The organism is Pseudomonas citronellolis (genome assembly GCF_900112375.1).
GTDB lineage: Bacteria > Pseudomonadota > Gammaproteobacteria > Pseudomonadales > Pseudomonadaceae > Pseudomonas > Pseudomonas citronellolis.
The window spans coordinates 84,855-111,429 of sequence record NZ_FOLS01000018.1 but is presented as its reverse complement, the minus strand read 5'-3'; the positions used below and the strand labels follow the sequence as shown (position 1 = coordinate 111,429).

General features: G+C 67.6%; 25 protein-coding genes and 1 tRNA gene. 11 read left to right on the top strand and 15 right to left on the bottom strand.

Annotated elements, in window-relative coordinates; translation table 11 throughout:
- Positions 1 to 8: 8 nt before the first annotated feature.
- Entirely contained in the window at positions 9 to 578 is a 570-nt protein-coding gene (locus BM060_RS17985) for a GNAT family N-acetyltransferase (protein WP_074981555.1), read from the bottom strand.
- Between the two features lie 251 nt (positions 579 to 829).
- Between BM060_RS17985 and BM060_RS17980 the strand changes: the two genes are divergently transcribed.
- Positions 830 to 4,306, top strand: coding sequence for a PAS domain-containing hybrid sensor histidine kinase/response regulator (locus BM060_RS17980; protein ID WP_074981553.1), 3,477 nt, complete (start codon positions 830 to 832; stop codon positions 4,304 to 4,306).
- A 735-nt stretch (positions 4,307 to 5,041) separates the two neighbouring features.
- Entirely contained in the window at positions 5,042 to 6,301 is a 1,260-nt protein-coding gene (locus BM060_RS17975; RefSeq protein ID WP_074981551.1) for an MgtC/SapB family protein, read from the top strand.
- Positions 6,302 to 6,433: 132 nt separating this feature from the next.
- On the opposite strand, the gene BM060_RS17970 is transcribed toward BM060_RS17975, so the two are convergent.
- Positions 6,434 to 7,189, bottom strand: a complete 756-nt coding sequence (locus BM060_RS17970) for a MerR family transcriptional regulator (RefSeq protein ID WP_135499989.1) — start codon at positions 7,187 to 7,189, stop codon at positions 6,434 to 6,436.
- Positions 7,190 to 7,592: 403 nt separating this feature from the next.
- Here BM060_RS17970 and BM060_RS17965 point away from each other — a divergent pair, with 403 nt between their 5' ends.
- Both BM060_RS17965 and BM060_RS17960 read left to right on the top strand, forming a co-directional pair.
- Entirely contained in the window at positions 7,593 to 9,368 is a 1,776-nt protein-coding gene (locus tag BM060_RS17965) for an SDR family oxidoreductase (RefSeq protein WP_074981549.1), read from the top strand.
- A gap of 8 nt (positions 9,369 to 9,376) precedes the next feature.
- Complete coding sequence (locus BM060_RS17960; RefSeq protein ID WP_074981546.1) at positions 9,377 to 10,264, top strand: metal-dependent hydrolase; 888 nt, start codon at positions 9,377 to 9,379, stop codon at positions 10,262 to 10,264.
- Positions 10,265 to 10,585: 321 nt separating this feature from the next.
- Here BM060_RS17960 and BM060_RS17955 read toward each other — a convergent pair whose 3' ends face one another.
- From BM060_RS17955 to BM060_RS17940, 4 genes are all read right to left on the bottom strand, one after another.
- Entirely contained in the window at positions 10,586 to 11,950 is a 1,365-nt protein-coding gene (locus tag BM060_RS17955; RefSeq protein WP_135499988.1) for a DNA recombination protein RmuC, read from the bottom strand.
- A gap of 524 nt (positions 11,951 to 12,474) precedes the next feature.
- Positions 12,475 to 12,681, bottom strand: a complete 207-nt coding sequence (locus BM060_RS17950) for a hypothetical protein (protein WP_058490861.1) — start codon at positions 12,679 to 12,681, stop codon at positions 12,475 to 12,477.
- A gap of 75 nt (positions 12,682 to 12,756) precedes the next feature.
- A complete protein-coding gene (locus BM060_RS17945; protein ID WP_074981542.1) occupies positions 12,757 to 13,527 on the bottom strand; it encodes an RES family NAD+ phosphorylase in 771 nt (256 codons plus the stop codon).
- Positions 13,528 to 13,896: an antitoxin Xre/MbcA/ParS toxin-binding domain-containing protein gene (locus BM060_RS17940; RefSeq protein ID WP_043271094.1), complete on the bottom strand. Its 369-nt coding sequence runs from the start codon at positions 13,894 to 13,896 to the stop codon at positions 13,528 to 13,530. It lies immediately after the preceding gene.
- Positions 13,897 to 14,174: 278 nt separating this feature from the next.
- Here BM060_RS17940 and BM060_RS17935 point away from each other — a divergent pair, with 278 nt between their 5' ends.
- The gene (locus tag BM060_RS17935) at positions 14,175 to 14,609 is read left to right on the top strand and encodes an RcnB family protein (protein WP_074981540.1); all 435 of its coding nucleotides are present in this window, start codon (positions 14,175 to 14,177) and stop codon (positions 14,607 to 14,609) included.
- A gap of 6 nt (positions 14,610 to 14,615) precedes the next feature.
- On the opposite strand, the gene BM060_RS17930 is transcribed toward BM060_RS17935, so the two are convergent.
- The gene (locus BM060_RS17930; protein ID WP_074981538.1) at positions 14,616 to 15,047 is read right to left on the bottom strand and encodes a hypothetical protein; all 432 of its coding nucleotides are present in this window, start codon (positions 15,045 to 15,047) and stop codon (positions 14,616 to 14,618) included.
- Positions 15,048 to 15,175: 128 nt separating this feature from the next.
- Between BM060_RS17930 and BM060_RS17925 the strand changes: the two genes are divergently transcribed.
- The 3 genes from BM060_RS17925 (at position 15,176) to BM060_RS17915 (ending at position 16,534) form a co-directional block, all read left to right on the top strand.
- The gene (locus BM060_RS17925) at positions 15,176 to 15,658 is read left to right on the top strand and encodes a GreA/GreB family elongation factor (RefSeq protein ID WP_074981537.1); all 483 of its coding nucleotides are present in this window, start codon (positions 15,176 to 15,178) and stop codon (positions 15,656 to 15,658) included.
- A gap of 71 nt (positions 15,659 to 15,729) precedes the next feature.
- Positions 15,730 to 16,071, top strand: a complete 342-nt coding sequence (locus BM060_RS17920) for a carboxymuconolactone decarboxylase family protein (RefSeq protein WP_009620588.1) — start codon at positions 15,730 to 15,732, stop codon at positions 16,069 to 16,071.
- Positions 16,072 to 16,162: 91 nt separating this feature from the next.
- A complete protein-coding gene (locus BM060_RS17915) occupies positions 16,163 to 16,534 on the top strand; it encodes a hypothetical protein (RefSeq protein WP_074981535.1) in 372 nt (123 codons plus the stop codon).
- Here BM060_RS17915 and BM060_RS17910 read toward each other — a convergent pair.
- On the bottom strand, positions 16,522 to 17,571 hold the full coding sequence (locus BM060_RS17910) for a diguanylate cyclase (RefSeq protein WP_074981533.1): 1,050 nt from the start codon (positions 17,569 to 17,571) through the stop codon (positions 16,522 to 16,524). The two genes, BM060_RS17915 and BM060_RS17910, sit on opposite strands and share 13 nt — an antisense overlap.
- A gap of 293 nt (positions 17,572 to 17,864) precedes the next feature.
- On the opposite strand from BM060_RS17910, the gene BM060_RS17905 reads away from it, so the two are divergent.
- The gene (locus BM060_RS17905) at positions 17,865 to 18,701 is read left to right on the top strand and encodes a 5'-nucleotidase, lipoprotein e(P4) family (protein WP_074981531.1); all 837 of its coding nucleotides are present in this window, start codon (positions 17,865 to 17,867) and stop codon (positions 18,699 to 18,701) included.
- A 186-nt stretch (positions 18,702 to 18,887) separates the two neighbouring features.
- Here the strand turns inward: BM060_RS17905 and BM060_RS17900 are convergent, their stop codons facing one another.
- The 6 genes from BM060_RS17900 to dapA all read right to left on the bottom strand — a co-directional run bounded on the left by BM060_RS17900 (position 18,888) and on the right by dapA (position 23,434).
- Positions 18,888 to 19,568 carry a PIN domain-containing protein gene (locus BM060_RS17900; protein WP_064583934.1) on the bottom strand — a complete coding sequence of 227 codons (681 nt, stop codon included), beginning with the start codon at positions 19,566 to 19,568 and terminating at the stop codon, positions 18,888 to 18,890.
- Between the two features lie 154 nt (positions 19,569 to 19,722).
- A tRNA-Ser gene (locus BM060_RS17895) sits at positions 19,723 to 19,812 on the bottom strand.
- A 95-nt stretch (positions 19,813 to 19,907) separates the two neighbouring features.
- Complete coding sequence (gene purC, locus BM060_RS17890) at positions 19,908 to 20,618, bottom strand: phosphoribosylaminoimidazolesuccinocarboxamide synthase (RefSeq protein ID WP_009620599.1); 711 nt, start codon at positions 20,616 to 20,618, stop codon at positions 19,908 to 19,910.
- Between the two features lie 31 nt (positions 20,619 to 20,649).
- Complete coding sequence (locus BM060_RS17885; protein WP_074981529.1) at positions 20,650 to 21,408, bottom strand: MBL fold metallo-hydrolase; 759 nt, start codon at positions 21,406 to 21,408, stop codon at positions 20,650 to 20,652.
- Positions 21,347 to 22,543, bottom strand: coding sequence for an NlpB/DapX family lipoprotein (gene bamC, locus BM060_RS17880; protein WP_074981528.1), 1,197 nt, complete (start codon positions 22,541 to 22,543; stop codon positions 21,347 to 21,349). Before bamC ends, BM060_RS17885 begins: the two co-directional genes overlap by 62 nt.
- Before the next feature lie 12 nt (positions 22,544 to 22,555).
- The gene (gene dapA / locus BM060_RS17875; RefSeq protein WP_074981526.1) at positions 22,556 to 23,434 is read right to left on the bottom strand and encodes a 4-hydroxy-tetrahydrodipicolinate synthase; all 879 of its coding nucleotides are present in this window, start codon (positions 23,432 to 23,434) and stop codon (positions 22,556 to 22,558) included.
- Between the two features lie 171 nt (positions 23,435 to 23,605).
- Between dapA and BM060_RS17870 the strand changes: the two genes are divergently transcribed.
- Both BM060_RS17870 and BM060_RS17865 read left to right on the top strand, forming a co-directional pair.
- A complete protein-coding gene (locus BM060_RS17870; protein WP_074981523.1) occupies positions 23,606 to 24,163 on the top strand; it encodes a glycine cleavage system transcriptional repressor in 558 nt (185 codons plus the stop codon).
- Positions 24,164 to 24,205: 42 nt separating this feature from the next.
- Positions 24,206 to 24,679, top strand: a complete 474-nt coding sequence (locus tag BM060_RS17865; RefSeq protein WP_009620610.1) for a peroxiredoxin — start codon at positions 24,206 to 24,208, stop codon at positions 24,677 to 24,679.
- An 801-nt stretch (positions 24,680 to 25,480) separates the two neighbouring features.
- On the opposite strand, the gene BM060_RS17860 is transcribed toward BM060_RS17865, so the two are convergent.
- Positions 25,481 to 26,560, bottom strand: coding sequence for an AI-2E family transporter (locus BM060_RS17860; protein WP_074981521.1), 1,080 nt, complete (start codon positions 26,558 to 26,560; stop codon positions 25,481 to 25,483).
- Positions 26,561 to 26,575 lie beyond the last annotated feature (15 nt).

The window sequence follows — 26,575 nt, the reverse complement described above, 5'->3', positions numbered from 1 at the left end:
CCGGGGCCTCAGCCGATGAAGCCGGCTTCCAGGGCGGCCTTCACCTGCGGCCACTCCAGGTCGGTGATGCTGTAGAGAACGCTGTCGTCCAGGCGCCCGCCGGCCAGGCGCCGGTGGTTGCGCAGCACGCCCTCGCGCACCGCGCCGAGCTTCTCGATGGCGCGCTGCGAGCGCAGGTTGCTGGCGGCGGTCTTCAGCTGCACGCGGACCATCTTCCAGTTGTCGAAGGCCTGGCGCAGCATCAGGTACTTGATGCTGGCGTTCAGCCCGGTGCCGTGCTGCGCCGCGTCCAGCCAGGTGCCGCCGATCTCGCAGGCCGGCAGCGCCGGGAGGAAGTCCATGAAGCGGGTAGTGCCCACCAGTTGGTTGCCCAGGCGCACCACCAGCGGCAGGGCGCGGCCCTCGCGCTGCTCGGAGAGGCTGTTGCGGTACCAGTCCGGGCGCTGCGGCGCGCTCATGAACCTCAGCGCCTCGCGGTTGGCCTCGGCCAGCGCCACCAGGTCCGGCACGTCGGCCTCGACCATGGGCTCCAGGCGCAGCGCACCGCGCTGCAGGGTGATGGGTGACGGTCTGAACATGGCCCCTCCTCGTACCTCGACTTTCCGCCGGCTCCTATCGGAACCCGGTGCCCGGCAATAGTGCCACAGCGGCGCCAGGGCGCGACGGACGGGCCCCGGGCGAAAAGGCCGGCAAAGCTACCAGCGCTTTCCCACTGCGGCAAGCGGCCTCTGAGACCTTGGTCGCAGGGGTTCTGACAGCATCGGACTTTGGTGCGAAACTGCATCCCAGCAGCTCCTGCGGGGGAGCGAGTCGATTTGTCGGAGTTCGCATGTCGTTGTCCAGTGGGCTGATCGCCACGGTCGCCCTTCTCTACATGGCCATCCTGTTCGCCATCGCCTTCTATGGCGACCGCCGCCGCGCGCCCCTGTCGCCGCGCCTGCGCGCCTGGGTCTACAGCCTGTCGCTGGCGGTGTACTGCACCAGCTGGACCTTCTTCGGCGCCGTCGGCCAGGCCGCCGGCCAGCTCTGGTCATTCCTGCCGATCTACCTCGGCCCGGTGTTGCTGATGCTCTTCGCGCCCTGGGTGCTGCAGAAGATGATCATGATCAGCAAGCAGGAGAACATCACCTCCATCGCCGACTTCATCGCCGCGCGCTACGGCAAGTCCCAGGCCCTGGCGGTGGTGGTGGCGCTGATCTGCGTGGTCTGCGTGCTGCCCTACATCGCCCTGCAGCTCAAGGGCATCGTCCTGGGCGTGAACCTCCTGATCGGCGCCGGCGCCGACTCCGGCGGCAGCCGCGCCCAGGACACGGCGCTGATCGTCTCGCTGGTGCTGGCGCTGTTCACCATCGTCTTCGGCACCCGCAGCCTGGACGTCACCGAGCACCACCGCGGCATGGTGCTGGCCATCGCCTTCGAGTCGCTGGTCAAGCTCACCGCCTTCCTCGCCGTGGGCATCTTCGTCACCTTCGGCCTCTACGACGGCTTCGGCGACCTGTTCGACAGGGCCCGCGACGCCCCGCAACTGGCCGAGTACTGGCAGGAGACCGTGCACTGGCCGGCCATGCTGCTGCAGACCGGCGTGGCCATGACCGCCATCATGTGCCTGCCGCGGCAGTTCCACGTGCTGGTGGTGGAGAACATCGAGCCGCGCGACCTCAACCTGGCGCGCTGGGTGTTCCCCGCCTACCTGGTGCTGGCCGCGCTGTTCGTGGTGCCCATCGCCCTGGCCGGGCAGCTGCAGTTGCCGGCCGGGGTCATCCCCGACTCCTTCGTGATCAGCCTGCCGCTGGCCGAGTCTCACCCGGCGCTGGCGCTGCTGGCCTTCATCGGCGGCGCCTCGGCGGCCACCGGCATGGTCATCGTGGCCAGCGTGGCGCTGTCCACCATGGTCTCCAACGACATGCTGCTGCCCTGGCTGCTGCGCCGCAAGGGCACCGACGCCGAGCAGCCGTTCGAGGTGTTCCGCCACTGGCTGCTGACCGTGCGCCGGGTGAGCATCGCGCTGATCCTCCTGCTGGCCTACGTCAGCTACCGCCTGCTGGGCTCCACCGCGAGCCTGGCGACCATCGGCCAGATCGCCTTCGCCGCCATCGCCCAGCTGGGCCCGGCGATGATCGGCGCGCTGTACTGGAAGCAGGCCAACCGCCGCGGCGTGTTCGCCGGCCTGGCCGCCGGCGCCGCGCTCTGGGCCTACACCCTGGTGCTGCCGGTGATCGCCCGCAGCCTGGGCTGGCCGCTGGAACACTTCCCCGGGCTGACCTGGCTGGCCGCCCACCCCTTCGGCATCAACATCGAGCCGCTGACCCTCGGCGTACTGCTCTCGCTGATCGGCAACTTCGCCCTGTTCGGCCTGGTCTCGGTGTTCTCCCGCACCCGCGTCTCCGAGCACTGGCAGGCCAGCCGCTTCATCGGCCAGGAAATCTCCCAGCGCCTCAGCTCGCGCTCGATGCTGGCGGTGCAACTGGAAGACCTGCTGATGCTCGCCGCGCGCTTCGTCGGCGAGGAGCGCGCGCGGCAGAGCTTCATCCGCTTCGCCTACCGCCAGGGCAAGGGCTTCGTGCCCAGCCAGAACGCCAACGACGAGTGGATCGCCCACACCGAGCGCCTGCTCGCCGGCGTGCTCGGCGCCTCCTCGGCGCGCGCGGTGGTGAAGGCCGCCATCGAAGGCCGCGAGATGCAGGTGGAGGACGTGGTGAAGATCGCCGACGAAGCCTCCGAGGTGCTGCAATTCAACCGCGCCCTGCTGCAGGGTGCCATCGAGAACATCACCCAGGGCATCAGCGTGGTCGACCAGTCGCTGCGCCTGGTGGCCTGGAACCACCGCTACATCGAGCTGTTCGACTACCCCGACGGGCTGATCCACGTCGGCCGGCCGATCGCCGACATCATCCGCTACAACGCCGAACGCGGCCTGTGCGGCCCCGGCGACCCCGACCTGCACGTGGCCAAGCGCCTGTACTGGATGCGCCAGGGCACCCCGCACACCTCCGAGCGGCTGTTCCCCAACGGCCGCGTCATCGAACTGATCGGCAACCCCATGCCCGGCGGCGGCTTCGTCATGAGCTTCACCGACATCACCGCGTTCCGCGACGCCGAGCACGGCCTCAAGGAAGCCAACGAGAGCCTGGAACAGCGCGTCGAGGCACGCACCCTGGAGCTTTCGCAGCTGAACCAGGCGCTGACCGAGGCCAAGGGCACCGCCGAGGCCGCCAACCAGTCGAAGACGCGTTTCCTCGCCGCGGTCAGCCACGACCTGATGCAGCCGCTGAACGCCGCGCGGCTGTTCTCCGCGGCGCTGGCCCAGAGCGAGCTGCCCGGCGAGGCCAGCGACCTGGTGCGCCACCTGGACTCCTCGCTGCGTTCGGCCGAGGACCTGATCACCGACCTGCTGGACATCTCGCGCCTGGAAAGCGGCCGCGTCAGCGCCGAGCGCGCGGCCTTCCCGCTCAGCGCCCTGCTCGACCCGCTGGGCGCCGAGTTCCGCGCCCTGGCCCAGGAACAGGGCATCGACTTCCACCTGCGCGGCAGCAAGCTGCGGGTGGACAGCGACATCAAGCTGCTGCGCCGGGTGCTGCAGAACTTCCTGACCAACGCCTTCCGCTACGCCAAGGGCCGCGTGCTGCTGGGCGTGCGCCGCGAGGACGGGCACCTGCGCCTGGAGGTGTGGGACCGCGGCCCGGGCATCCCCGAGGACAAGCTCAGCGTGATCTTCGAGGAATTCAAGCGCCTGGACAGCCACCAGACCCGCGCCGAGAAGGGCCTGGGCCTGGGCCTGGCGATCGCCGACCGGCTGTGCAAGGTGCTCGGCCACCGCCTGCAGGTGCGCTCCTGGCCGGGCAAGGGCAGCGTGTTCAGCGTCAGCGTGCCGCTGGCGCGGCAGCCGGCGCCGGCCGAGCTCAACGGCCACAAGGCCGAGGTGCCCACCGAGCTGAACGGCGCCCAGGTGCTGTGCGTGGACAACGAGGACAGCATCCTGGTCGGCATGAACAGCCTGCTCAGCCGCTGGGGCTGCCGCGTGCTCACCGCGCGCAGCAAGGCCGAGTGCGAGCAGCTGCTGGACAGCGACGCGCGCCCGGAACTGGCGCTGATCGACTACCACCTGGACAACGGCGAGACCGGCGCCGAACTGATGGCCTGGCTGCGCACGCGCCTGGGCGAACCGGTGCCCGGCGTGGTGATCAGCGCCGACGCCCGCCCCGAGCTGGTGGCGCAGATCCACGCCGCCGGCCTGGAATTCCTCGCCAAGCCGGTGAAACCGGCGGCGCTACGGGCACTGCTGAGCCGGCACCTGAGCTTGCGCTGAGCGGACGTCGTAGGGCGCATAACGCCTACGGCGTTATCCGCCGCCTGGCCTTGCTTGCCGGCGGCTCCGGGGTTGACCTTGGCGTTGGCTGTGACCCCGGTGTATCGGCGGATAACCGCGAACGGTTATCCGCCCTACGGTTCCGGGAGGCACGGTATTCCTCCCCCGTAGGAGCAACTGTCTTGCAAGCCGCACCAGAGTGCTTTTCGTAGGATGGGTTGAGCTTGCGAAACCCATGCGGTTGCGCTGATGGGTATCGCTTCGCTCAACACCATCCTACGGGTCTTGTGCCTGCCGGAGGGGGTAGGACCTTGTTCGCGATAGCCGGAACCACCGGCGCGATTCGCGGATGAGATCCGCTCCTACGCCACCCCAGCCACGCCATTCCCTTGTAGGAGCGCGCCCTGCGCGCGAATCACGGGCAGGGCCCGCTCCTACAGCCCATGGAGAGGCATGGCATTCCCTCGTAGGAGCATCTGTCTTGCCGGCCGCGCCGGGGCGCTCTTCGTAGGATCGAGGGGGACGCCTAGTTCTTGCTCGCGAATGAGCCCCGCAGCGGAGTCTGTTCGCGAGCGAGCTCGCTCCTACGAGAAGCCATGCCCACCGGAACCTTGTCCGCGATAGCCGGACGTCCCGCCGCGAATCACGAATGAAATCCCCCGCCTTGACCTGGAACACCCCCTCCACGCCGTCAGCTTCTAGACTCCCAGCATCCCCGCACGGAGCCGCCCCGCGATGCTGGACCACATGGAACTCGTCCTCGACCTCACCACCGCCCTGGCCATCGGCCTGCTGGTCGGCACCGAGCGCGGCTGGCGCGAGCGCGACTTCGAGGACATCCGCCAGGTCGCCGGCATCCGCACCTTCACCCTGGCCGGCCTGCTGGGCGGCTTGAGCGCGCTGCTGGCCGGGCACTTCGGCGTCTGGGCCTGGGCGGTGATGGCGCTGCTGGTGGGCCTGCTGGCCGTGGCCGGCTACCTGGCCGACGTGGGCCGCAGCGGCGACCAGGGCATGACCAGCGAGGTCGCCCTGCTCGCCACCTTCCTGCTGGGTAGCCTGGCCGTGGCCGACAGCCGCCTGCTGGCCGCCGGCGGCGGCGTGGTGGTGGCGCTGCTGCTGAGCCTGAAGGAATCCCTGCATGCCGCGCTGAAGCACCTGGACGCCCGCGAACTCTCGGCGGCCTTCAAGCTGCTGTTCATCTCGGTGGTGATGCTGCCGGTGCTGCCCAACCAGGGCTACGGTCCCTGGCAGGTGTTCAACCCCTACGCCAGCTGGTGGATGGTGGTGCTGATCGCCGGCCTGGGCTTCGCCGCCTACGTCGCCGTGCGCCTCACCGGCACCCGCCACGGCCTGCTGATCACCGCGCTGCTCGGCGGCCTGGTGTCGTCCACGGCGATGACCCTCACCCTCGCCGGCATGCACGGGCAACGCCGCCTGCAACCGCTGCTGGCCGCCGGCCTGCTGGCCACCTCGGCGCTGATGTTCCCGCGGGTGGCCCTGGAGGTCGGCCTGGTCAACGTCGAGCTGCTGCCGGACCTGCTGCCGCCGCTGATCGTCGCCACCCTGGTCTATGCCGGCGGCGCGCTGCTGTATTGGCAGCGCGCCAGCCGGGACGAGACGCCCGCCACCAGCGAACCGCCGCTGAAGAACCCCTTCGAACTGGGCCCGGCCCTGCGCTTCGCTGCCCTGCTGGCGCTGATCCTGTTCCTGGTCGAGGCCGGGCACCGCTACCTGGGCGACGTCGGCGTGTACCTGGTGGCGCTGCTCTCGGGCCTGGCCGACGTCGACGCCATCACCTTGTCCCTGGCCAGCAACGCCCTGGGCGGGCTGGACGCCGAAGTGGCCGGGCAAGGCATCGTCCTCGCCGTGGTCAGCAACAGCCTGGTCAAGGCCGCTCTGATCGCCCTGGTCGGCGGCGCCCGGCTGGCCCTGCGCTGCGTACCGGTGATGGTCGCCGGCCTCGCCGCGGGGGCGCTGACGCTGCTCATCGTATAACTCAGGCGAGCCGATGCCGCCGGCAAACACAACGCCCGTAGGATGGGTGGAGCGAAGCGATACCCATCACCCTGGCAGCATGGGTTTCGCAAGCTCAACCCATCCTACGAAAAGCACCTTGCAGAAGTGGCGTCAGCGCGGCTGCTCGAACTGGCGGAGGATCTCCTCCACGCGCTCGCCGAGCATCTCGTTGGCCGACCGCTTCAGGCCCCGCGCCAGCTCCACCAGCACCACCTGCTCGGCCAGCGGACGCAGGCGCATGAACACCTCGGCCAGTTGCTCCAGGTCGGCCGCGCCGGGCAGCAGCTCGGCGCCGCGCTTGTCCACCAGGTGGGTGACCACCAGGCGCACGATGCCGGCGGCCAGGTGCTCGGTGTCGCCGCGCAGCACCGCCAGGTGCTCCAGCAGCGCGGCCAGGGGAATGCCCGAGCGGTACAGCTCGACGCCGGCGTTGAACAGCCGCGGGCTGGGGATGCTGATGCGCTCGCCGTCGAATTGCAGCAGACCCTGCTGCAGGGCGCGGTCGATGACCTCGTCGTCGAGTTCGTCGCCGAAGATCGCCTGCAGTTCGTCGAAGCCGATCTGCCCCGGCGTCTCCAGGTTCCAGGCGCCGAGGATGGCCTGGTCCAGGCCCAGCACGTGGTCGAGGTCGTGGCCGCGCTCCCAGCTTTCCAGCAGCTCCTTGATGTTCGACAGGCCGTAGCCGCGCTCCAGCAGGCCGCCGATCAGGCGCAGGCGGCGCAGGTGGCTGGCGAAGTACACGCCGCTGCGGCCGCGCCGCTCGGGCGGCGGCAGCAGGCCGCGGTCCTGGTAGGCGCGGATGTTGCGCACCGTGCTGCCGGCCTCGCGGGCCAGCTCGTCGACGCTGAATTCGCGCTCGTCCTCCATCTCCGCCGGGCTTTGCTCGGGGCGCTGGAGCAGGCGCTGCAGAAGGCTCAGGGGCGTGCTCATGGCGGCGATCATAGCCAGCGCCCGGCGCCGGCCACAACCGCAAGGCATCGATACGCAAGCGCTTGCGAAGCCCGTCACAACGCCCAACCAAAGGCGGGACTTCATCGCCCCGCGTACCCTGCCCTTTCTGCCAAACCCGCATGGCGACTGGGCTGCGCGCCGCTGCCCGCATTGGTAACAGCGCCGCTGGGCATGGCGCGGGCGGGGCGAATGGGTCAGCATCCATCGTGACATCGACCAATGTCATGGTCGCTCCGTACAACAACAATGGCCTGGAGAACGTCATGCCCCGAGGCACCCCGTCCGCCCATCCGCTCCCGCCGCTGCCACGGGAGGCCGCATGAACGCCATGCTCGAGAACCCCGGCCTGCCGCCGGCCGAACGCCTCGACGTGCAATCCGGCGCGGTGCGCCTGGCGGTGTACCGCTGGGGCGATGCGAACAAGCCGATGCTGCTGTTCGTCCACGGCTACCCGGACAACCACGAGGTCTGGCTGCCGCTGATCGCCCGCCTGCTCGGCCGCTACCAGGTGGTGGCCTACGACGTGCGCGGCGCCGGCGCCTCGGACAAACCACGGCGCACCCGCGACTACCGCCTGGAACTGCTCAGCCAGGACCTGAAAGCCGTGCTCGACGCCGTCAGCCCCGAACGCGCGGTGCACCTGGTGGCCCACGACTGGGGCTCGATCCAGACCTGGGAGAGCGTCACCGACCCGGCGCTGCGCCAGCGCATCGCCTCCTACACCAGCATCTCCGGGCCCTGCCTGGACCACGTCGGCCACTGGATGCGCGACCGCCTGCGGCGCAGGCGTCCGGCCGCGCTGCTGCAGGTGCTCAGCCAGCTGCTGCACTCCTGGTACATCTACTACTTCCACCTGCCGCTACTGCCGGCGCTGTCCTGGCGCCTGGGCGCCGCGCGCCTGTGGCCGCAATACCTGCGCAAGGTCGAGGGTATCCGCAACCCCGGGCGCAACCCGCACCAGGCCAGCGACGGCGAGCACGGCGTGAAGCTGTACCGGGCCAACTTCATCGGTTCGGTCTTCAAGCCGCGCAAGCGCCATACCGAGGTGCCGGTGCAACTGGTGGTGCCGACCCGCGACCGCTACGTCGGCCAGCAGCTGTTCCAGCAGCTTTCGCTATGGGCGCCGCGACTGTGGCGCCGCGAGGTGGCCGCCGGGCACTGGCAACTGCTCGCCAAGCCGGAGCAGCTGGCCGGCTGGATCGACGAATTCGCCCGCCACATCGACGGCGGCGAGGCCAGCCAACCGCTGCAGCGCGCTCAGCAGAAACCCGGCGCCGGGCCCTTCGCCGGCAAGCTGGTGGTGGTCACCGGCGCCGGCGGCGGCATCGGCCGTTCCACGCTGCTGCGCTTCGCCGAACAGGGCGCCAGCGTGCTCGCCGCGGACATCGACCCGGCCGCCGCCGAAGCCAGCGCCGCCCAGGCCCGCAGCCTTGGCGCCACGGCCTTCAGCTATTGCGTGGACGTCGGCGACAGCGCCGCCATGGAACGCTTCGCCACCTGGGTGAAAAGCAGCCTGGGCGTGCCCGACGTGGTGGTCAGCAACGCCGGCATCGGCCTGGCCGGCGCCATGCTCGACACCAGCGCGCAGGACTGGGAGCGCCTGCTGCGCGTCAACCTGTGGAGCGTCATCGACGGCTGCCGCCTGTTCGGCCGGCAGATGGTCGAGGCCGGCAAGCCCGGGCACCTGGTCAACGTCGCCTCCGGCGTGGCCTTCGCACCCTCGCGCAACTACCCGGCCTACGCCACCAGCAAGGCGGCGGTGCTGATGCTCAGCGAATGCCTGCGCGCCGAGCTGGCCGGGCACGGCATCGGCGTCAGCGCGGCCTGCCCCGGCTTCGTCGACACCGGCATCGTCCAGGCCACCCGCTTCGCCGGCCTCAGCGAGGAGCAGCAGGCCCGCCGCCGCGCCAGGGTGCAGCGCTTCTACCGCCGTCGCCGGCTGAGCCCGGACAGGGTGGGCGAGAAGATCGTCCAGGCCGTGCAGCGCAACCAGCCGGTGGTCGCCGCCGGCGCCGAGGTGCACCTGGCGCGCTGGCAGTGGCGCCTGCTGCCCAGCCTGTCGCGCCTGTTGGCCCGTTTCGACCTGACTTCCTGAGGCCCGCCATGACCGACCATCATCACCGCCTGGTGCAACGCAAGGTGCAGTTCGACTACAGCGCCTCGCCACTGCACTGGATCCCCGGCGAGGCCGAGGCCTCCCACGTCATCAACGTCATTCACATGATGCTGCCGGCCGGCGAGCTGTGGTTCTGCCGCCTGTACAACAAGGCGCTGCCCTTCGTGAAGGACGCGCGCATGCGCGACGACGTACAGGGCTTCATCCGCCAGGAAGCGATGCACGCCCGCGCCCACTCCGGCGCCGTGGAGCGCTACCTGACGGTGCACAACATCGACTCCAGCCGCTACCTGAAGGCCATGGACTACCTGTTCGAACAGTTGCTCAGCGACACCCCGCTGGGGCTGCAGTTGTTCAACAGAACGCCCTGGCTGCGCCGCTGGTGGATCGGCCAGCGCTGCGCCATTGTCGCCGCGGTCGAGCACTTCACCTGTGTGCTCGGCAAATGGGTGCTGGAAGCCGAGGCGCTGGACCGCGCCGGCTCCGACCCGGTGCTGCTGGACCTGTTCCGCTGGCACGGCGCCGAGGAAGTGGAGCACCGCAACGTCGCCCACGACCTGCACGTGCACCTGGGCGGCAGCTTCGTCAGCCGCCAGTTGTGGATGTTCGTGGTCTGGCCGCTGATCATCTGGCTGTTCGCCTTCGGCACCCGCACCCTCGCCCGCCAGGACCCGAGCCTGGGCAGGCCGCGGCCCTTCTGGCGCATCTGGCGCGACAGCGAAAAGCGCGGCCTGCTGCCGCGGCGAGCCTCGCTGGCCGGCAGCTTCCTGCGCTACTTCAAGCCCTGGTACCACCCGGACCACGAGGCCAACACCCAGGAGGCCCTGGACTACCTGGCGCGCTCGCCGGCGGCGAGTCGGGCGGCGCGGGGTTGAGGGGAGTTCCGGGTAAGAGAAAGAGCACCCTCTCCCTAACCCTCTCCCTGAAGGGAGAGGGGACCGTTGGGCAGAATTGGGTGTTCTGGAGTTAGCCGGCAACATCGAGGGTTACCGGCTGGAGCCATACCTTCTCTCGGCACGGACAAGCCCCCTCTCCCTTCAGGGCGGGGCGCGCAGCCGAGGGCTGGGGAGAGGGAGCGGACTCAATCCTCGCGCCACAGCCTAGGGTTCGCGAGCAAGCTCGCTCCTACGAAAAGCGCAGCATCGTACGGCGGATGGATAACCGCGAACGGTTATCCGCCCTACGGCGCGGTAGGACTATTTGTCCTCTTCCAGAACCTGCGGCTCGTCGCCCAGCGCCCGCTCCAGCCAATCGCCCGGCAGGCTCTTGCTGGCCCGCGCGCCGAGCAGCTTGACCTGTTCCGCACGGCTGATCAGGTTGCCGCGGCCCTCGCAGAGCTTGTTGCGCGCCGACGCGTAGGCCTTGTCCAACTGCTGCAGGCGCGAGCCCATCTCGTCCAGATCCTGGACGAAGAGCACGAACTTGTCGTACAGCGCGCCGGCGCGCTCGGCGATCTCGCGGGCGTTCTGCGTCTGCCGCTCCTGGCGCCAGAGGCTGTCGATCACCCGCAGGGTGGCCAGCAGGGTGGTCGGGCTGACGATCACGATGTTGCGCTCGAAGGCCTCCTGGAACAGGTTCGGCTCGGCCTGCAGGGCCACCGAGAAGGCCGCCTCCACCGGCATGAACAGCAGCACGAAGTCCAGGCTGTGCAGGCCCTCCAGGCGCCGGTAGTCCTTGCCGGAGAGGCCCTTCACGTGGCTGCGCAGGGACAGCACGTGCTGTTTCAGCGCCTGCTGGCGGATCACCTCGTCGTCACTGGCGACGAACTGCTGGTAGGCCGTCAGGCTGACCTTGGCGTCCACCACCACCTGCTTGTCGCCGGGCAGGCGGATCAGCACGTCGGGCTGGAAGCGTTCGCCATCGGCGGCGCGCAGGCTCACCTGGGTCTCGTACTCGCGGCCCTTCTCCAGGCCGGCGTGTTCCAGCACGCGCTCCAGCACCAGCTCGCCCCAGTTGCCCTGGGTCTTCTGGCCCTTGAGCGCGCGGGTCAGGTTGGTCGCCTCCTCGCCCAGGCGCAGGTTGAGCTGCTGCAGGCGCTCCAGTTCCTTGCCCAGGGAGAAGCGCTCGCGGGCTTCCTGTTGATAACTCTCTTCCACGCGTTTCTCGAAGGCCTGGATGCGCTCCTTCAGCGGATCGAGCAATTGCCCCAGGCGCTGCTGGCTGGCCTCGGCGAAACGCTGCTCGCGCTCCTCGAAGATCTTCCCGGCCAGCTCGGCGAACTGCGCGCGCAGCTCGTCCCGCGCCGCCTGCAGGTCGCCCAGGCGCTGCTGGTGGCCTTCCTGCTGCTCGCGCAGTTCGGCGGCCAGCGCGGCGCGTTCGGCGGACAGCCGGCGCAGTTCCTCCTCGCGGCCCTCGCGCTCGGCCTGCCAACTGCGCTCGGCCTGCTGCTGGCGCTCGCGCTCGGCGCGGCCCAGGTCCACCTCGCGGCGCAGAGCCGCGGCCTCGCCGGCCAGCTCGCCGTGGCGGCCGCTCAGGCGCTGGAAGGCTTCGCGCTCGGCCTCCAGTTGCGCGCCCAGGCCATCCTGGGCCAGTTGCGCGGTGGTCAGGCGTTCGCGCAACAGCGCCAGTTCGCTCTCCTGCCGCGCCGCGCGCTCGCGCAGGTGCCAGGCCAACCAACCCAGCGGCAGCGTGGCGGCCAGCAGTCCGATCAGCAGGTTGGGCAAGTCGACGGGCATGGGCGCTCCAGGGCGGGTGGTCGCAGGAAAATTCGCGTCATGGTAGCAGCCGCGAATAGGAATTCAGTGCGGCTTTTGCCGTCAGGGCTCTTGACAACGCGGAAGGAAAGCAAGCGCTTGGGACAATCCACAGAAGCTGTGGATAACCACGTGGATAAGGTGATGAAAACGTCTTATACGCCTTGCCCGCTGGGGCTGCCGCTTAGATTGGTGCTTTTTTCACCAATAAATAAAGCCATTAAAAATCAATAATTTACAAACGCTCAACGAAAAATCAAGCGCTTACGGAGGAATGTTTCCGGTGCTTGACAACAGCCACCAACATTGTGCACAAGTCCGCGCCGGACAGGGGCGGACCGCCTCATTTCAGGGCAATCCGAAGGGATTTTCAGGCAAGCTTCAGCAGAGAATCAGACGCATTCGCGGGCTCTGCGCCGACGTTCCTGGCTAGGAATACTGCCCGCCCCGGCAACAGGCGCGGCCTGGCCCAACGACTCCAGCACGCGCTCGTACATGCGTTGCGCGGTGGGCTTGTCGGGGTACTGGAAGAAGTACTGGTTGAGGTAGACGCGCCACTGGCGGCGGTCATGGGGATGGGCTTCCAGGCGAATGTCCATGGCGCACTCCGTTGCTTGGCCAGCGCAATAAGCTAGCGCGTTCGCCCCACCCCGCGCGGGCAGGACGACGGACGGTCACGCCGGGCGCGGCAGGTCGCCCTCGACCAGGAATCCCGTGCGCGGGAACAGCCGCGGCGCCCCCGGCACCTGGGCATGCTTGAAGGCCACGTAGTCGGCGGTGGTCTCGCACAGCCAGGGCATGAGATTGCGCGGGCGCTTGTCGACGAAGGCCGAATGCACGAAGAGCGCGGCATTCAGCCCACCTTCCGGGCAGCGCGCCGAGCGGTATTCGAAGGCCTCCACCGCGGCAGCGCGCATGGCGCTGCCCAGCGCCTGGGTCAGGCGGTAGTCCCGCGGGTCCTGCAGGCGCTCGGCATAGCTGTCGAAGGGCGGCGCCTGCAGGCGTATGCCCCGTTGCACCTGGAAACGCGCCTCGAAGGAAGCGTGCTCGGAAAGGATGCGCCCACTGGGTGGCGGACTGGCCATGCCCTCCCAGAGCACGAAGCGGTAATAGGCCGCCTCGGCCATGGCCGTCTCCAGGCGCAACGCGGCGTAGAACAGGCTGGGTTCGTGGCGGCGGCCGAAGCGCGAGCCCCAGCGCAGCGGCGGGTAGCGGAACGGCGTCTTCAGCAGGTAGTGCAGGGTTTCGGTGGACGGCGGCAGGTGCGGCTTGCTGGTCTCGATCAGCTCTTCCAGCAAGGCCTGTTCCTCCAGGGTATCCACCAGTTGCAGGGTCGCGACCTGCTCCTGGCTCTCCACCAGGCGCACCAGCTTGCCCCGCAGCGGGGCGATGGCCTGCTCGCCCCGGCATTCGCGCCACAGTTCGGCGCCGACGTCGAGGGCCATTCAGATCTTGCCCCGGATGGCGTCGAGGTACTCGACCACCTGCACCAGGCCCTGCACCTGCTCCATCCGCTGCAGCGGCACACCGCTCAGGTGGCGGTTGGGGGTGCGCAGGAAGTGGCGCATGTCCTCCAGGTTGCCGCCGAACAGGGCGAAGAGCGCGCGGTATACCCGCACCAGCAGCAGCGCCAGCTCGCCGGTCTTGCTGCCCACCCGCAGGCCGCCGCTCTTCCAGCGGCTCACCGCGCTGCGGTCGACGCCGACGATGGCGGCCAGCTCCTGCTGCGTCATGCCCAGTTGCTCACGGGCCGCCAGTACCGCCTTGGCCAGGACCAGATCGGCCGACGGAGTTTCCCGGATCAGTGCGCTCATGCCGTACCTCTTTCGTGCATTTGATGCAAACATACCATCAAATGTGAAAACCGCACAAAGCACTTCCCCTTTTCCGGCAGAGCGCCGGACGCGGTTCGGGCGGCCATGTATCAGCGCCCTGACGAAAGCGACGAATTCTTTACCGGACCTTTACTCCACATTGGCGTTTCTTGACCTGGACGCACGGTCTCATGAAGTACCCGAACCGGCTGCGCCCGGTGGCGGGATCGACCGATAGCAGCGCGTGCCGCAACCGCCGGCCGCGCCAGGAGAACACCATGAAGAAGACCGTCGCCCTGCTCTGTGCCGCCCTGATGCTCGGCAGCCCGCTGGCGAGTTTCGCCCAGCAGGGCCCCGGCCCGGACCACGGCCCGAACCGCCCGGACAACCGCCCGCAGCAACACCAGCAATACCAACAGCAGAAAGGCTCCCAGGGCGGCCACTACCAGGGCCGCACGGGCCACGCCGATCCGCGCTACTACCGCGACCCGCACTTCCGCCCGCAGGCCGGCATGCCGGTGCCGCATCGCGAATGGCGCCGCGGCGTGGTGGTGCAGCCGGTCTACCGCAGCGACCGCTACTGGGTCACCGACTGGCGCGCCCGTCACCTCTATGCGCCGCCGCGCGACCATCGCTGGCTGTACGTCAACGGCGACTACGTGCTGGTGGCCATCGCCACCGGGGTGATCGTCAACATCCTGGCCGGCTATTGAGGCGCCTCAGGCGCTGGTGCTGAGCAAGGCACCGGCGCCACCGCCGCCATTGCGGATCGCTTCGGCCAGCGCCGCCGCCGTGGCCTGCATGGCGGCGCTGGTGCTGGCGATGCGGCTCTGCAGGGCCATGATGATCGCGGTGCGCTCGTTTTCCGAGGAATATTGCCGCTCCTGCGCGGCCGCCAGTTCCTGCTGCTCCTGTTGCAACTGCTTCTGCAGCTGCTGCAGGCGCTTCTGCAACTGCTCGACGGCGACGCTGGAGCTGCCGCCGCTTTCGGCGCCGGCGCCAGCCGCGCCCTGGCTTTCAGACTTCGCGCCACGACTGGTCACGGCGCCGTCGTCCTGGGTGGCATCGGCCGCCGTGCCGCCATCGCCATTGGCAGCTATCCGCAATTGACCGGCGAAGGCCTGGCTGGAAGGCGTCAGGGAAAGGTTCATGCCCGAGGTTCCTTTTTCCGGGTGTTCTGCCGTTCTATCGACTGCCGTAGGAAAAACTTGAAAGACCATTCGCCGATGCCAGGTAAAGGCCCTAGGATAGGCCCCTTCATGCCCAGGCAGCCGTCACCATGGACAAGCAACGCGCCCACCAGTTGATCCTCCAGCGCCTCGACGCCGACCTCGATGTCGCCGTCCGCGCCGCGCGCACCGCCCACGAGGCCGCCACCCACGAGGAAAACATCGCCGAGAACAAGTACGACACCCTCGGCCTGGAAGCGGCCTACCTGGCCGCCGGGCAATCGCGCCGGGTGGAGGAGATCCGCCAGGCGCTCGCCTCGTTCCAGGGCCTGGCGCTGCGCGACTTCGACGCCGAGCTGGGCATCCAGACCAGCGCCCTGGTCGAACTGGCAGACCATGAGGACCGCCGCCGCAGGCTGTTCCTGGGTCCAGACGCCGCCGGCCTGAAGATCGAACTGGACGGCCACGAGGTCCTGGTCATCACCCCGCGCTCGCCGCTGGGCGGCGCCCTGCTCGGCCGCCACCCCGGCGACGAGATCGAGGTCGGCCTGGGCTCGGCGCGCCAGGCCTACGAGATCGTCGCGGCGCTCTGAGCGCCCCGCCCGCAGACCGGCGAATCCCGGACTAAGCTGCATGGCCGTCAACCCGAAAAGGAGATGCCGCCATGCTGTTCAACTGGTCCGAATACGTTCCCGCGGTGAAGAAGGCCTTCGGCTCATTGGGTAAGAAACATCCGAAGATGATCGCCGCCTACCAGGCGCTGGATGCCGCCGCCGCGGATGGCGACGCGCTGGACGCCAAGACCCGCGAGCTGATCTCCCTGGCGGTGGCCATCACCACCCGCTGCGACGGCTGCATCGGCGTGCACGCCGAGGCCGCGCGCAAGGCCGGCGCCAGTGAGGCCGAAGTAGCCCAGGCGCTGGCCACGGCGATCGCCATGAACGCCGGCGCCGCCTACGTCTACTCGCTGCGCGCGCTGGAGGCCTTCGAACAGCCGCAGGGCTGAGGTTCAGGCGCGGCGCCGGGTGCCGCGCCCAGGCTTTCTCCGGCGGCGGAATTGGGTTATCCATTGCGTTTTCGCCCGACGATGAGCCGCCATGTCCTCGCCCAGCATCAGTCTCTGCAAACTCGCCCTCGGCATCGCCGCCGGCATCTGGCTGGGCTTCGTCGCCGTGGCCCTGAGCTGCGTCCTGCTCCTGCGCTTGTGGCCCGGCGCGCCCCTGCCGTTGCCCGCCGGCCTGTCGCCGGCGCCGGCCAGCGCTCCGGCGCCCACCCCGGATGCCAACGCGGCGATGTTCCAGCAGTACCTGGAGAACCAGCGCAAGGCCCAGGCCGAACAGAGCCGGCAACTCGAACAGAGCGAGCGGGAACAGCGCTTCAACAGCGCGCCCTGCCAGTTCTGGCGCCAGCAGTACCAGGCCGACCCCAGCGAGAAGAACCGGCTGAAGATGGACGGCTACTGCGGCTGAGGCTCGGCCCCCACCACCTGGTTGCGGCCCAGGCGCTTGGCCTGGTACAGCGCCCTGTCCGCATCGCTCAGCCAGGCGCTGGCATCCACCTGGTAGGGACTGTAGGAGGCTATGCCGATGCTCAGGCCGACGGACAGGTCCGTCGCCAGCTGGTAGTGCTTTTCCGCGAAGCTCTGGCGCAGGCGCTCCATAATCTCCATCGCCAGCGTCTGGGTGGTGCCGGGCAGGATCACGCAGAATTCGTCGCCGCCATAGCGCCCCGGGGTGTCGGTTTCACGCAGCGAGTGGGTGAGCAGGTGGCTGAGCTCGGTGATGACCATGTCGCCCAGCACATGGCCGAAGCGGTCGTTGATGCCCTTGAAGTGGTCGATGTCGATCAGCGCCACGCTGGCCCGGGTGTGCTGCTGGCGGCACTTCTGGAATTCGTTCTCCAGTTGGTCCATCCAGGAACCGTGGTTGAGCAGCCCGGTGAGGCTGTCGGTGCGGCTGACCGCGCGCAGCGCCTGCTTGTGCTCGGACAGGCGCCTGGCCAGGCTGTAGCTCACGCCGCCCACCGCCAGCGGGTAGACCACCAGCATCGGCAGGCAGGCATACACCTGCAGCGGCGTGGCCACGGCGGTGAAGGCGATGCCGAAGCACAGCCAGGCCAGCAGCACGCCCAGCAGTTGCGCCACGCTGCCCATCAGGAAGAAACGCAGGCCGCCGGCGGCGATGTTGTCCATCGCCATCATCGACAGGATGGTCACGCTCGGCAGCGGGTTGAGCTGCATGGCGCCGGCCCAGAAGCCGCCGAACAGCGAATCCAGCAACAGGTTGCGCCGCTCCGCCTGGTACGGCGCCCGCGACAGGCGCGCCAACTGGTAGGCCAGGTGCGGCCAGAGAAAGCCGTTGGCCACCAGCAGAGCCCAGGCCCAACCCGGCCGCTGCAACGGCTCCAGCGCCGCCGCCACGCAGAAGAAGCCGATGCCCAACCCGACCATGCGCGGCACGTAGATGCGCCTGGCGAAAGACAACCCCTTACCGACCACAGCCCCCATACATCATCCTGATCCAGGCATCCGATAGAGCAAGCTAGCAGATCGGCAGGAAAGCGCCTACGCGGATTGGCGGCAATTTGACATTATTCCCCACCCACGCCATCGCCCGGCCACAGCGCCAATCCCATGGCGGAACGAGGATGCAGGCCATCCCCCGCGGCCGGGTCCAATCCTTCTGCAAGCACGCCAACTCCTTACGGATATGCGTCGCCCCGATTGAGGCCCGCCCCCGCCTGGGGTATGAGAACTCCACCCCCGCCGCCATGGCACACAAGCCACAAGGATCGTCACCCATGCCCAATCCAAGAACGACAATCGCTGCCGCCCTGCTCGTCCTCGCCGCGCCCCTCCAGCTGGCACTGGCCGACACTGCGAAAACCGACACCTCCTCGCCCAACCTGCTGACCGCCGCCGTCGCCTGGCGGCAGACGGCCGCCGAATACCGCGCCCTCTACTACCAAGGCTTCAACCTGGCCAAGCTGCGCCTGGACCAGGCCCTGGCCGAACGCAAGCCCGGCGCCAGGCCACCGGCGATCATCAGCGACCTCGACGACACCATCCTCAGCAGCAACAGCTATTGGGGCGCCCTGCTCAGCCAGGGCAAGGACTTCTTCGACGACGCCCTCTGGGACCGCTGGGTAGCCGCCAACGGCCCCACCCTGACGCCCGGCGCGCTGGACTTCCTCGACTACGCCAAGTCCCGGAGCGTGGAAATCTTCTACGTCTCCAGCCGCGACCAAGGCGACAGGACCGACGAATACGCCCTGAACAACCTGCGCAACCTCAAGGTACCCTTCGCCGACAAGGAACACGTCACCATCCTGCGCGAAAGCTCCAACAAGGAACCCGCGCAGAAAGCCATCGCCGAACGCTACGACGTGCTGCTGATGCTGGGCGACAACCTCAACGACTTCAAACGCCGCTACTACGTCGACGACGCCAAGCAACGCGCCGCCCTGCTCGACGAGGACCGCGCCCAGTTCGGCGACCGCTTCATCCTCTTCCCCAACCCCACCGACGGCCACTGGATGAAAGCGATCTTCGGCGAATCGGAACCGGCCGACACCCCGGCCAATCGCGCCAAGTTCCGCGCCGCGGCGACTTCGGGGGCGTGGAAGGGGCAGGATTGAGGTAGACGCAGAAAGGACAAAGCTCCTGGAGCACTGGGCGCTCCAGGAGCTTTGACTATCTGCAGGGCTTTGCCTGATCGCAGCGCCTACATTCCGCATAGAACTCCAGCGTCTAGAGCGCCCTCCCGTTCGGCTTGATCCCCATGGATGCGTAAGCTCCAGATTCGCAGCGTATGGAAACCATCCCTAGACACGCTCCGGCAGCGAATAGGTGACCTTCTGCCCTTTCACCTTCACAAGGCCACGCTTGCACAGGAGCTGGTAAACGCGCTCAGCCTCGGCCAGTGGAGTGTCCTTGCCAAGCGTCGCTCGAATCGTGCTGGTCAGCGTCTTGACCGAAGCCGGCTTCGAAGCCTTCCGACGAACAAGGTCGGCCATGACGGTCTTCAGATGGGCATCGCTCTCAGAAGCAGGCTTGGAAGATGCCTGGCTGGCCGGCTTGGCATCGTTCGCGCTTGCCGCGCTGGCTGCCAGCGTCGCCTGCAGTGCAGGCAAATCCTTGAAGCAGGGCATGGCCTCGATGCTTTCGGAACGCATTGCGAAGATACCTTTGCCCTTCAGGTGCCTGAGCAGGGGATCGAAGCCCTTGTCGGCCGAAATCACGTGGAAGAAAGCCGTGGGATCCTCCAGGGCGAAGCGACCCAGGTAGTAAGCGATATGGAAGTCGAGGGCGTTGGGGCCGGCGGCTTCGAGCTGGATGTAGTCCGCCCGCTCACCCAGGCGCTGGATGGCGACGACCAGTTCGGTGGGCAGCCTGGAGTTGTTCGGGCCGAGGAAGACCCGCAGGCGAAAATGCGCGTCCTGCAGCAGGTCGAGCGACCGGACCGGAATGCTTTCGTAGTCGATCAGTACGTAGTTGGTACGCATCCGCTGCTTCCCGGGCATCCATGTTCCCGGCATTCTGCTGCAGTCATTGACGGAACGGAAGCAGGCTTGCGTCGGAGGTTTCGACTGCCCTGGCGCAGAAAAGACAAAACCCCTGAAACGCTAGGAATTTCAGGGGCTTCAGCCATTTCAATAATGGCGGAGAGATAGGGATTTGAACCCTAGGAGCCATTGCTGACTCAACGGATTTCGAATCCGTCCCGTTCGACCACTCCGGCATCTCTCCGTGCGGCGCGCATCATATCAGCTTGATCGGCGAACGCGAAGCCTTCTTTTGAGAAATTTTCGCGTGCTATCAGATGCTTGCGCGCCTGGAACAGGTCAGAGCGGTACGCCCAGGCGCTGCGCCACTTCCTCGTAGGCCTCGATCACGCCGCCCAGGCCCTGGCGGAAGCGGTCCTTGTCCATCTTCTTGCGGGTTTCCTTGTCCCACAGGCGGCAGCCGTCGGGGCTGAATTCGTCGCCGAGGACGATCTGGCCGTGGAACACGCCGAATTCCAGCTTGAAGTCCACCAGCAGCAGGCCGGCGTCGTCGAACAGCTTGCTCAGCACTTCGTTGACCTTGAAGGAGTAGGCCTTCATCTGCGCCAGCTGTTCCAGGGTCGCCCAGCCGAAAGCCTGGACGTGGGATTCGTTGATGAAGGGGTCGCCCAGGGCGTCGTTCTTCAGGAACAGTTCAAAGGTCGGCGGGTTGAGCTGCAGGCCCTCTTCCACGCCCAGGCGGCGCACCAGACTGCCGGCGGCGTAGTTACGCACCACGCACTCGACCGGGATCATCGCCAGCTTCTTCACCAGCACTTCGTTGTCGGCCAGCAGCTTGTCGAACTGGGTCGGGATGCCCGCCGCTTCCAGCTTCTGCATGATGAAGGCGTTGAACTTGTTGTTCACCATGCCCTTGCGGTCCAGCTGTTCGATGCGCTTGCCGTCGAACGCCGAGGTGTCGTTGCGGAACAGCAGGACGAGGCGGTCGGGGTCGTCGGTGGTGTAAACCGATTTGGCCTTGCCGCGATAGAGTTCTTCGCGTTTTTCCATGATGGGCTCCGCTTGCTAGGTTGGTAGGGGGTCAGGCGATTTCGCGCCAGTCCAGCCCCGAATGCTGATCGGCTACCTGCAGCCAGTCCGGGTCGCACCCGAGGGTGTCGACGAAACATTGCCGGGCCAGCTGCGGCGTGTTGTTCTTTTCGCTGAGGTGGGCCAGCACCAGGTGCTGCAGCCCTTCCCAGCCCAGTTCCGCGACGAACTCCGCGGACTGGCGGTTGTTCAGGTGTCCCCACTGGCCGCCCACGCGGACCTTCAGCGGGTAGGGATAGGGGCCGCGCGCCAGCATGTCGCTGTCGTGGTTGGCCTCCACTACCAGGGCATCCAGGCCACGATAGCATTCCAGCACCTCGGCGGTGACGCTGCCCAGGTCGGTGAGCTGGCCGAAACGCCGCCGGCCATCGGAAATCACGTATTGCAGGGGCTCGCGGGCATCATGGGCGACGCCCACCGCGGTCACTTCCAGGTCCTTCAGCTCCAGGCGCTCGCCGGCCTTGAGCAGGCCCGCCGGCTGCAGCGGCTTGCGCAGCCCGCGCAGGGTGCCGTCGCTGAGGTACACGGGAATGCCGTAGTGCCGGGCCAGCAGCTCGACGCCGTGGACATGATCGGAATGCTCGTGGGTCACCAGGACGGCGTCCAGCTCGCCGGGGTGCATACCCAGGCGAGCCAGACGCTTGATGGTTTCACGCAGCGGAAAGCCGCAATCGATCAGTACCCGGGTGTCAGAACTGCTCACCAAGGCCGAATTGCCCCGGCTTCCGCTCCCCAGTACCGCGAAACGCATTGCGCATGCTCTCTTGAAGTTTTTCCAGGACGCTCTGCGCGACGTCGGTCGGCGCGGAGGTGTTGATGTCCTTGTCGAGGGTGACCTGCACCGTGTTGCTCACGGTGGTCAGGCGCACCTGGTAGCGCTGCGCCTTGGCGTCTTCCTCGGCCTTGGCCTTCTCTTCACTGGCGCCGAACAGGCGGCTGAAGAAGCCGGGCTTCTTCGCTTCCTCGAGCTTCTTCGCGCCCTCGGCGACGTTCACGTAGTAAACGCCCAGGCTGCGGTTGAGGTCGTCGACGCGGATGTCGGCGCGCTCCAAGGCGCGGCCGACGCTGACCCAGGCGCGGTCGAAGTCGGAGTCGAGGGTCAGCATCGGGTTGCCGTTGCCGTCTTTCTCCAGCGTCACGCTGCCGGGGGTGTCGTAGGTGGAGTGCGCGGCCAGCAACGACACCGAACCGCCCTTCTCGGCGCTGGTGGACATGTTGGCGAGCATTTCGTCGAGCAGCGCGGCGTCCAGCGCCGGGACCACCGGCTTGCTCGGCCAGTCGGCGCTGGCGCTGCTGCCGGCCGGGCGGGTTTCGCTGAGGACGTAGACTTCGCTGGTGTTGGTCTGCACGCCCGGCTCGATGCGCACGCGCACGCGCGCCTCGCTGCTGGGGTCGACGCCGGCGACGCGGCTGCCCAGGCGGCGGGCCAGGGGCGCGGAGAGCTGCGTCAGCGGCTGCCAGTTGGTGGAGAACTCGCCGGTCTGCGGGCGCTCGTCGGCGAAGGAGAAGCCGTTGTCCTGGAAGAACTGGTGGGCCACCGGCCAGACTTCCGCCGGCGGGCGCTGGGCGATCAGCCAGCGCGAGTCGCCGCTCTTCTGCAGGCTGTAGTCGCTGGAGCTGCCGGCGTTGGCCAGCGGCAGCGGGCGCGGCACTTCGAACTCGCCGGCCTTCTCGTGGCTGTCGGCGATGTTCATGGGAATCGGCAGCAGCGGGTCGAGCTGCTTGCTCTGCAGCCCTTCGGGCACCTTCATCGGCCCGGACTGCCGGGAATCCAGATAGTCGGTGCCGCGGTCACGGAAGTAGCCGTCCTTGCCCCACAGCCAGCCGCAGCCGGAGGTGTTGCCGATGACCAGGGCGAGCGCGGTCAGTCCTGCCAGTCGCTTCATGCGCGATGCTCCTCAGGCCAGCACGCCGGTCTGGCGCATGGCCTGACGCAGCGGCTCGTGGCAACGCGGGCTGAGCCAGGTCAGGGGCAGGCGGATGCCCTCGGGGATCAGGCCCATCTCGTGCAGGGCCCATTTCACCGGAATGGGGTTGGATTCGATGAACAGCGCCTTGTGCAGCGGCATCAGGCGGTCATTGATGGCGCGCGCGGCGGCGGCGTCACCGCGCATGGCGGCGGCGCACAGGTCACTCATGGCGCGCGGGGCGACGTTGGCGGTCACCGAGATGTTGCCCTTGCCGCCCATCAGCATCAGCTCGACGGCGGTGGCGTCGTCGCCGGAGTAGACCAGGAAGTCCTTGCCGACACGCTCGAGCACTTCCTTGCCGCGCTGCAGGTCGCCGGTGGCTTCCTTGATGCCGATGATGTTCGGCACCTTGGACAGGCGCTCGATGGTCTCCGGCAACATGTCGCAGGCGGTGCGGCCGGGGACGTTGTAGAGGATCTGCGGGATGGCCACGGCTTCGGCGATGTGGCGGAAGTGCTGGTACAGGCCTTCCTGGGTCGGCTTGTTGTAGTACGGGGTGACCAGCAGGCAGGCGTCGGCGCCGCCGCTCTTGGCCGCCTCGGTCAGCTCGACCGCCTCGCGGGTGGAATTGGCGCCGGTGCCGGCGATCACCGGGATGCGGCCCTTGACCTGGTCGACCACGCGGCGGATGACCTCGAGGTGTTCGGCCACGTCGAGGGTCGCCGACTCACCGGTGGTGCCGACGGCGACTATGGCGTTGGTGCCTTCCTGCAGGTGGAAGTCCACCAGCTTGGCGAGGCTGTCCCAGTCCAGTCGACCCTGAGCATCGAAGGGGGTGACCAGCGCCACCATACTGCCCGCAATCATGCAACCGCTCCTGCCGGAAAAAGAAAGCCGTAATGGTACTGGTGCCACCTGCCTTGCACAAGCTGAGCGCGGCGGCCGGCGCACGCCGGACATTCCCCTGGCGGCCGCTTTTCGCTACCCTTTCTCCTTTGTCGACGCGGCCCTCTTGGCCGCCCATCCCAGGAAAGCTGCATGTCCGCCTCACACCCCCGTGAACAATTCCTGCTGATCAGTGCCCTGGGGCCCAACCCCATGGAGCTGACCAGCGTGCTCTGCCGCACCTGCGTGGACAACCGCTGCTCGGTCGTCAGCAGCCGCCTGACCCGCCACGGCGAGTTCAGCGCGCTGGTGCTCCAGGTGTCCGGCAGTTGGGACGCCCTGGCCCGCCTCGAAGGCGGCCTGCCAGCACTGGCCAAGCGCCATACCTTCACCCTCAGCGTCACCCGCAGCAACGCCCACGTCACCCGCGCCCAGGCCCTGCCCTACGTGGCGTACGTCAGCGCGGTGTACCGCCCGGACATCCTCAACGAGCTGTGCCAGTTCTTCATCGACCACAACATCGAGCTGGAGAACCTGACCTGCGACACCTACCAGGCGCCGCACACCAACACCAGCATGCTCAACGCCACCATCACCGTGACGCTGCCGGCCGGCACCCAGATCAGTTGGCTGCGCGACCAGTTCCTCGATTTCGCCGACGCCCTGAACCTGGACGCGCTGATCGAACCCTGGCGCCCGCAGCACCCGTAAGGCCCCAGTATTTCCAAGGCCGGTATTTCCAAGGAGAGCTCCATGGCTGTCGAACTCGACAAACCCGTCGCCGATTTCCAGGCCCCGGCCACCAGCGGCCAGCAGGTGCAGCTCTCGGCCCTGAAAGGCCAGCAGGTGGTGCTGTACTTCTATCCCAAGGACAGCACCCCGGGCTGCACCACCGAAGGCCAGGGCTTCCGCGACAAGATCGAGGCCTTCGCCAAGGCCAACACGGTGATCTTCGGCGTCTCCCGCGACGGCCTGAAGTCCCACGAGAACTTCAAGGCCAAGCAGTGCTTCCCCTTCGAGCTGATCAGCGACAAGGACGAGGCGCTGTGCCAACTGTTCGACGTGATCAAGCTGAAGAAGCTCTACGGCAAGGAATATATGGGCGTGGACCGCAGCACCTTCCTGATCGACGCCAAGGGCGTGCTGCGTCGTGAGTGGCGCGGGGTCAAGGTGCCAGGCCATGTCGACGAGGTTCTTGCCGCTGCGCAGGAACTGGCCAAGGCCTGAGCCGTCGCCTGCTGCCTGGGTTCAGCGAAGGCGCCTGATCCAGGCTCCGCCCCCTCACCCCAACCCTCTCCCGGAGGGAGAGGGGGCTGTTCGTGCCATGGGGGTGTCCGGCGTGGCCGGTGAATCCAATCGCGGACAAAGTCCGCTCCTACGCCCGAGCTTCCCTGGAACTGTAGGAAGGCCGCTCCGAGGCGCTCATCGTAGGATGGGTTGAGCTTGCGAAACCCATGCGGTTGCGCTGATGGGTATCGCTTCGCTCAACACCATCCTACGAAAAGCCATGCTCGCTCATGCGGTAGGAGCGGACTCTGTCCGCGATTCAGCGGATTTCCAGAGAAACATCCGAGCGCACTGAAACGCCCCTTCAGAAGGCCGAGCGAAACCCGCGCTCAGGAGGTCATGCGACATGAATGTCGCGAGAGCCCCGTGGGCTACAGGGACGTACCCTCGGGGCGGGCCTCCGTGGCGGGGGAGTTCGTGAGGGTAGCCCGGCTCCATCGGGCCCGTATGTCGGGGCAAGCGTTTTGGTTACTTTGGGGCGATTGCCAAAGTGACTCGCCCGAGGGGGCGAAACTAGAAATCTCCGCAGACTCGGAGCGGCGCGCTACACCGAGCCCCCAAGCCACTGGGTTCCCGCGTTCGCGGGAATGACGGGGTGTGAGGATGGCGCCTGACCAACAAGCCGCTCAGGACAGCCACCTCTCCCTCCGGGAGAGGGTTGCGGTGAGGGGACGGAGCCAGGCTTAGGCTCCAAAGCATCTCTCAAGTATCAGCATCAAACTTTCAAGCAGCCTTTCTCGCTCACATCATCGGACTGACCTGGGGCTGCACCTCCGGCTGCCGCGGCCAGGCATCGAGCACCGCCTTGACCAGCGTGGCCAGAGGAATGGCGAAGAACACCCCCCAGAATCCCCACAGCCCGCCGAACAGCAGCACCGCACAGATGATCGCCACCGGATGCAGGTTCACCGCCTCGGAGAACAGCAGCGGCACCAGCACGTTGCCATCCAGCGCCTGGATGATCGCGTGGGCAGCCATCAGGTAGATGAACTGGTCGCTCCAGCCCCACTGGAACAGCGCGATCAGCGCCACCGGCACGGTCACCACCACCGCGCCTATGTAGGGCACCACCACCGACAGGCCGACCAGCAGGGCCAACAGCGCCGCGTAGTTCAGTCCCAGGGCGACGAAGGCCACGTAGGTGACGCCGCCGGTGATGATGATCTCGATCACCTTGCCGCGGATGTAGTTGGCGATCTGCTTGTCCATCTCCGCCCACACCTGCTTCATCAGCCCGCGCTCGCGCGGCAGGTAGCTGCGGAACCAGTTGTAGAAGCGCCGGCGGTCCTTGAGGAAGAAGAACACCAGGATCGGCACCAGCACCAGGTAGATCATCACGTTGACCAGCACCGGCAGGCCCGACAGGGAGAAGGTCAGCGCCCACTGGCCGAGCTGGCCGAGTTCGTTGCGCGCGGTCTCGATCAGGCGCAGCACCTGCTCCTCGGTGACCATCGCCGGGTAGCGCTCGGGCAGCATCAGCAGCACCGACTGCCATTCGCCGAACATCCGCGGCAGCTCGTTGAGCAGGGTGAACAGCTGCTTCCAGATCAGCGGCACCAGCACCAGCAGGAACAGCGCGAGCATGCCCAGGAACAGCGCGTAGACCAGCCACAGGGCGAACAGCCGCGGCACCCGCAGGCGCTCCAGGTGGCCCTGCAGGCCCTTGATCAGGAAGGCGATGACCATGGCCGCGAGCACCGGCGCGAGCATGCTGCCGAAGGCCAGGATGACGGTGAAGCCAAGGGCCAGGATGACCGCCAGCACCACTGCTTCCTCGTCGGAAAAGTAGCGCTGCATCCAGCCTTGCAGAACTTTGAGCATCGGGGTTCCTGCGAT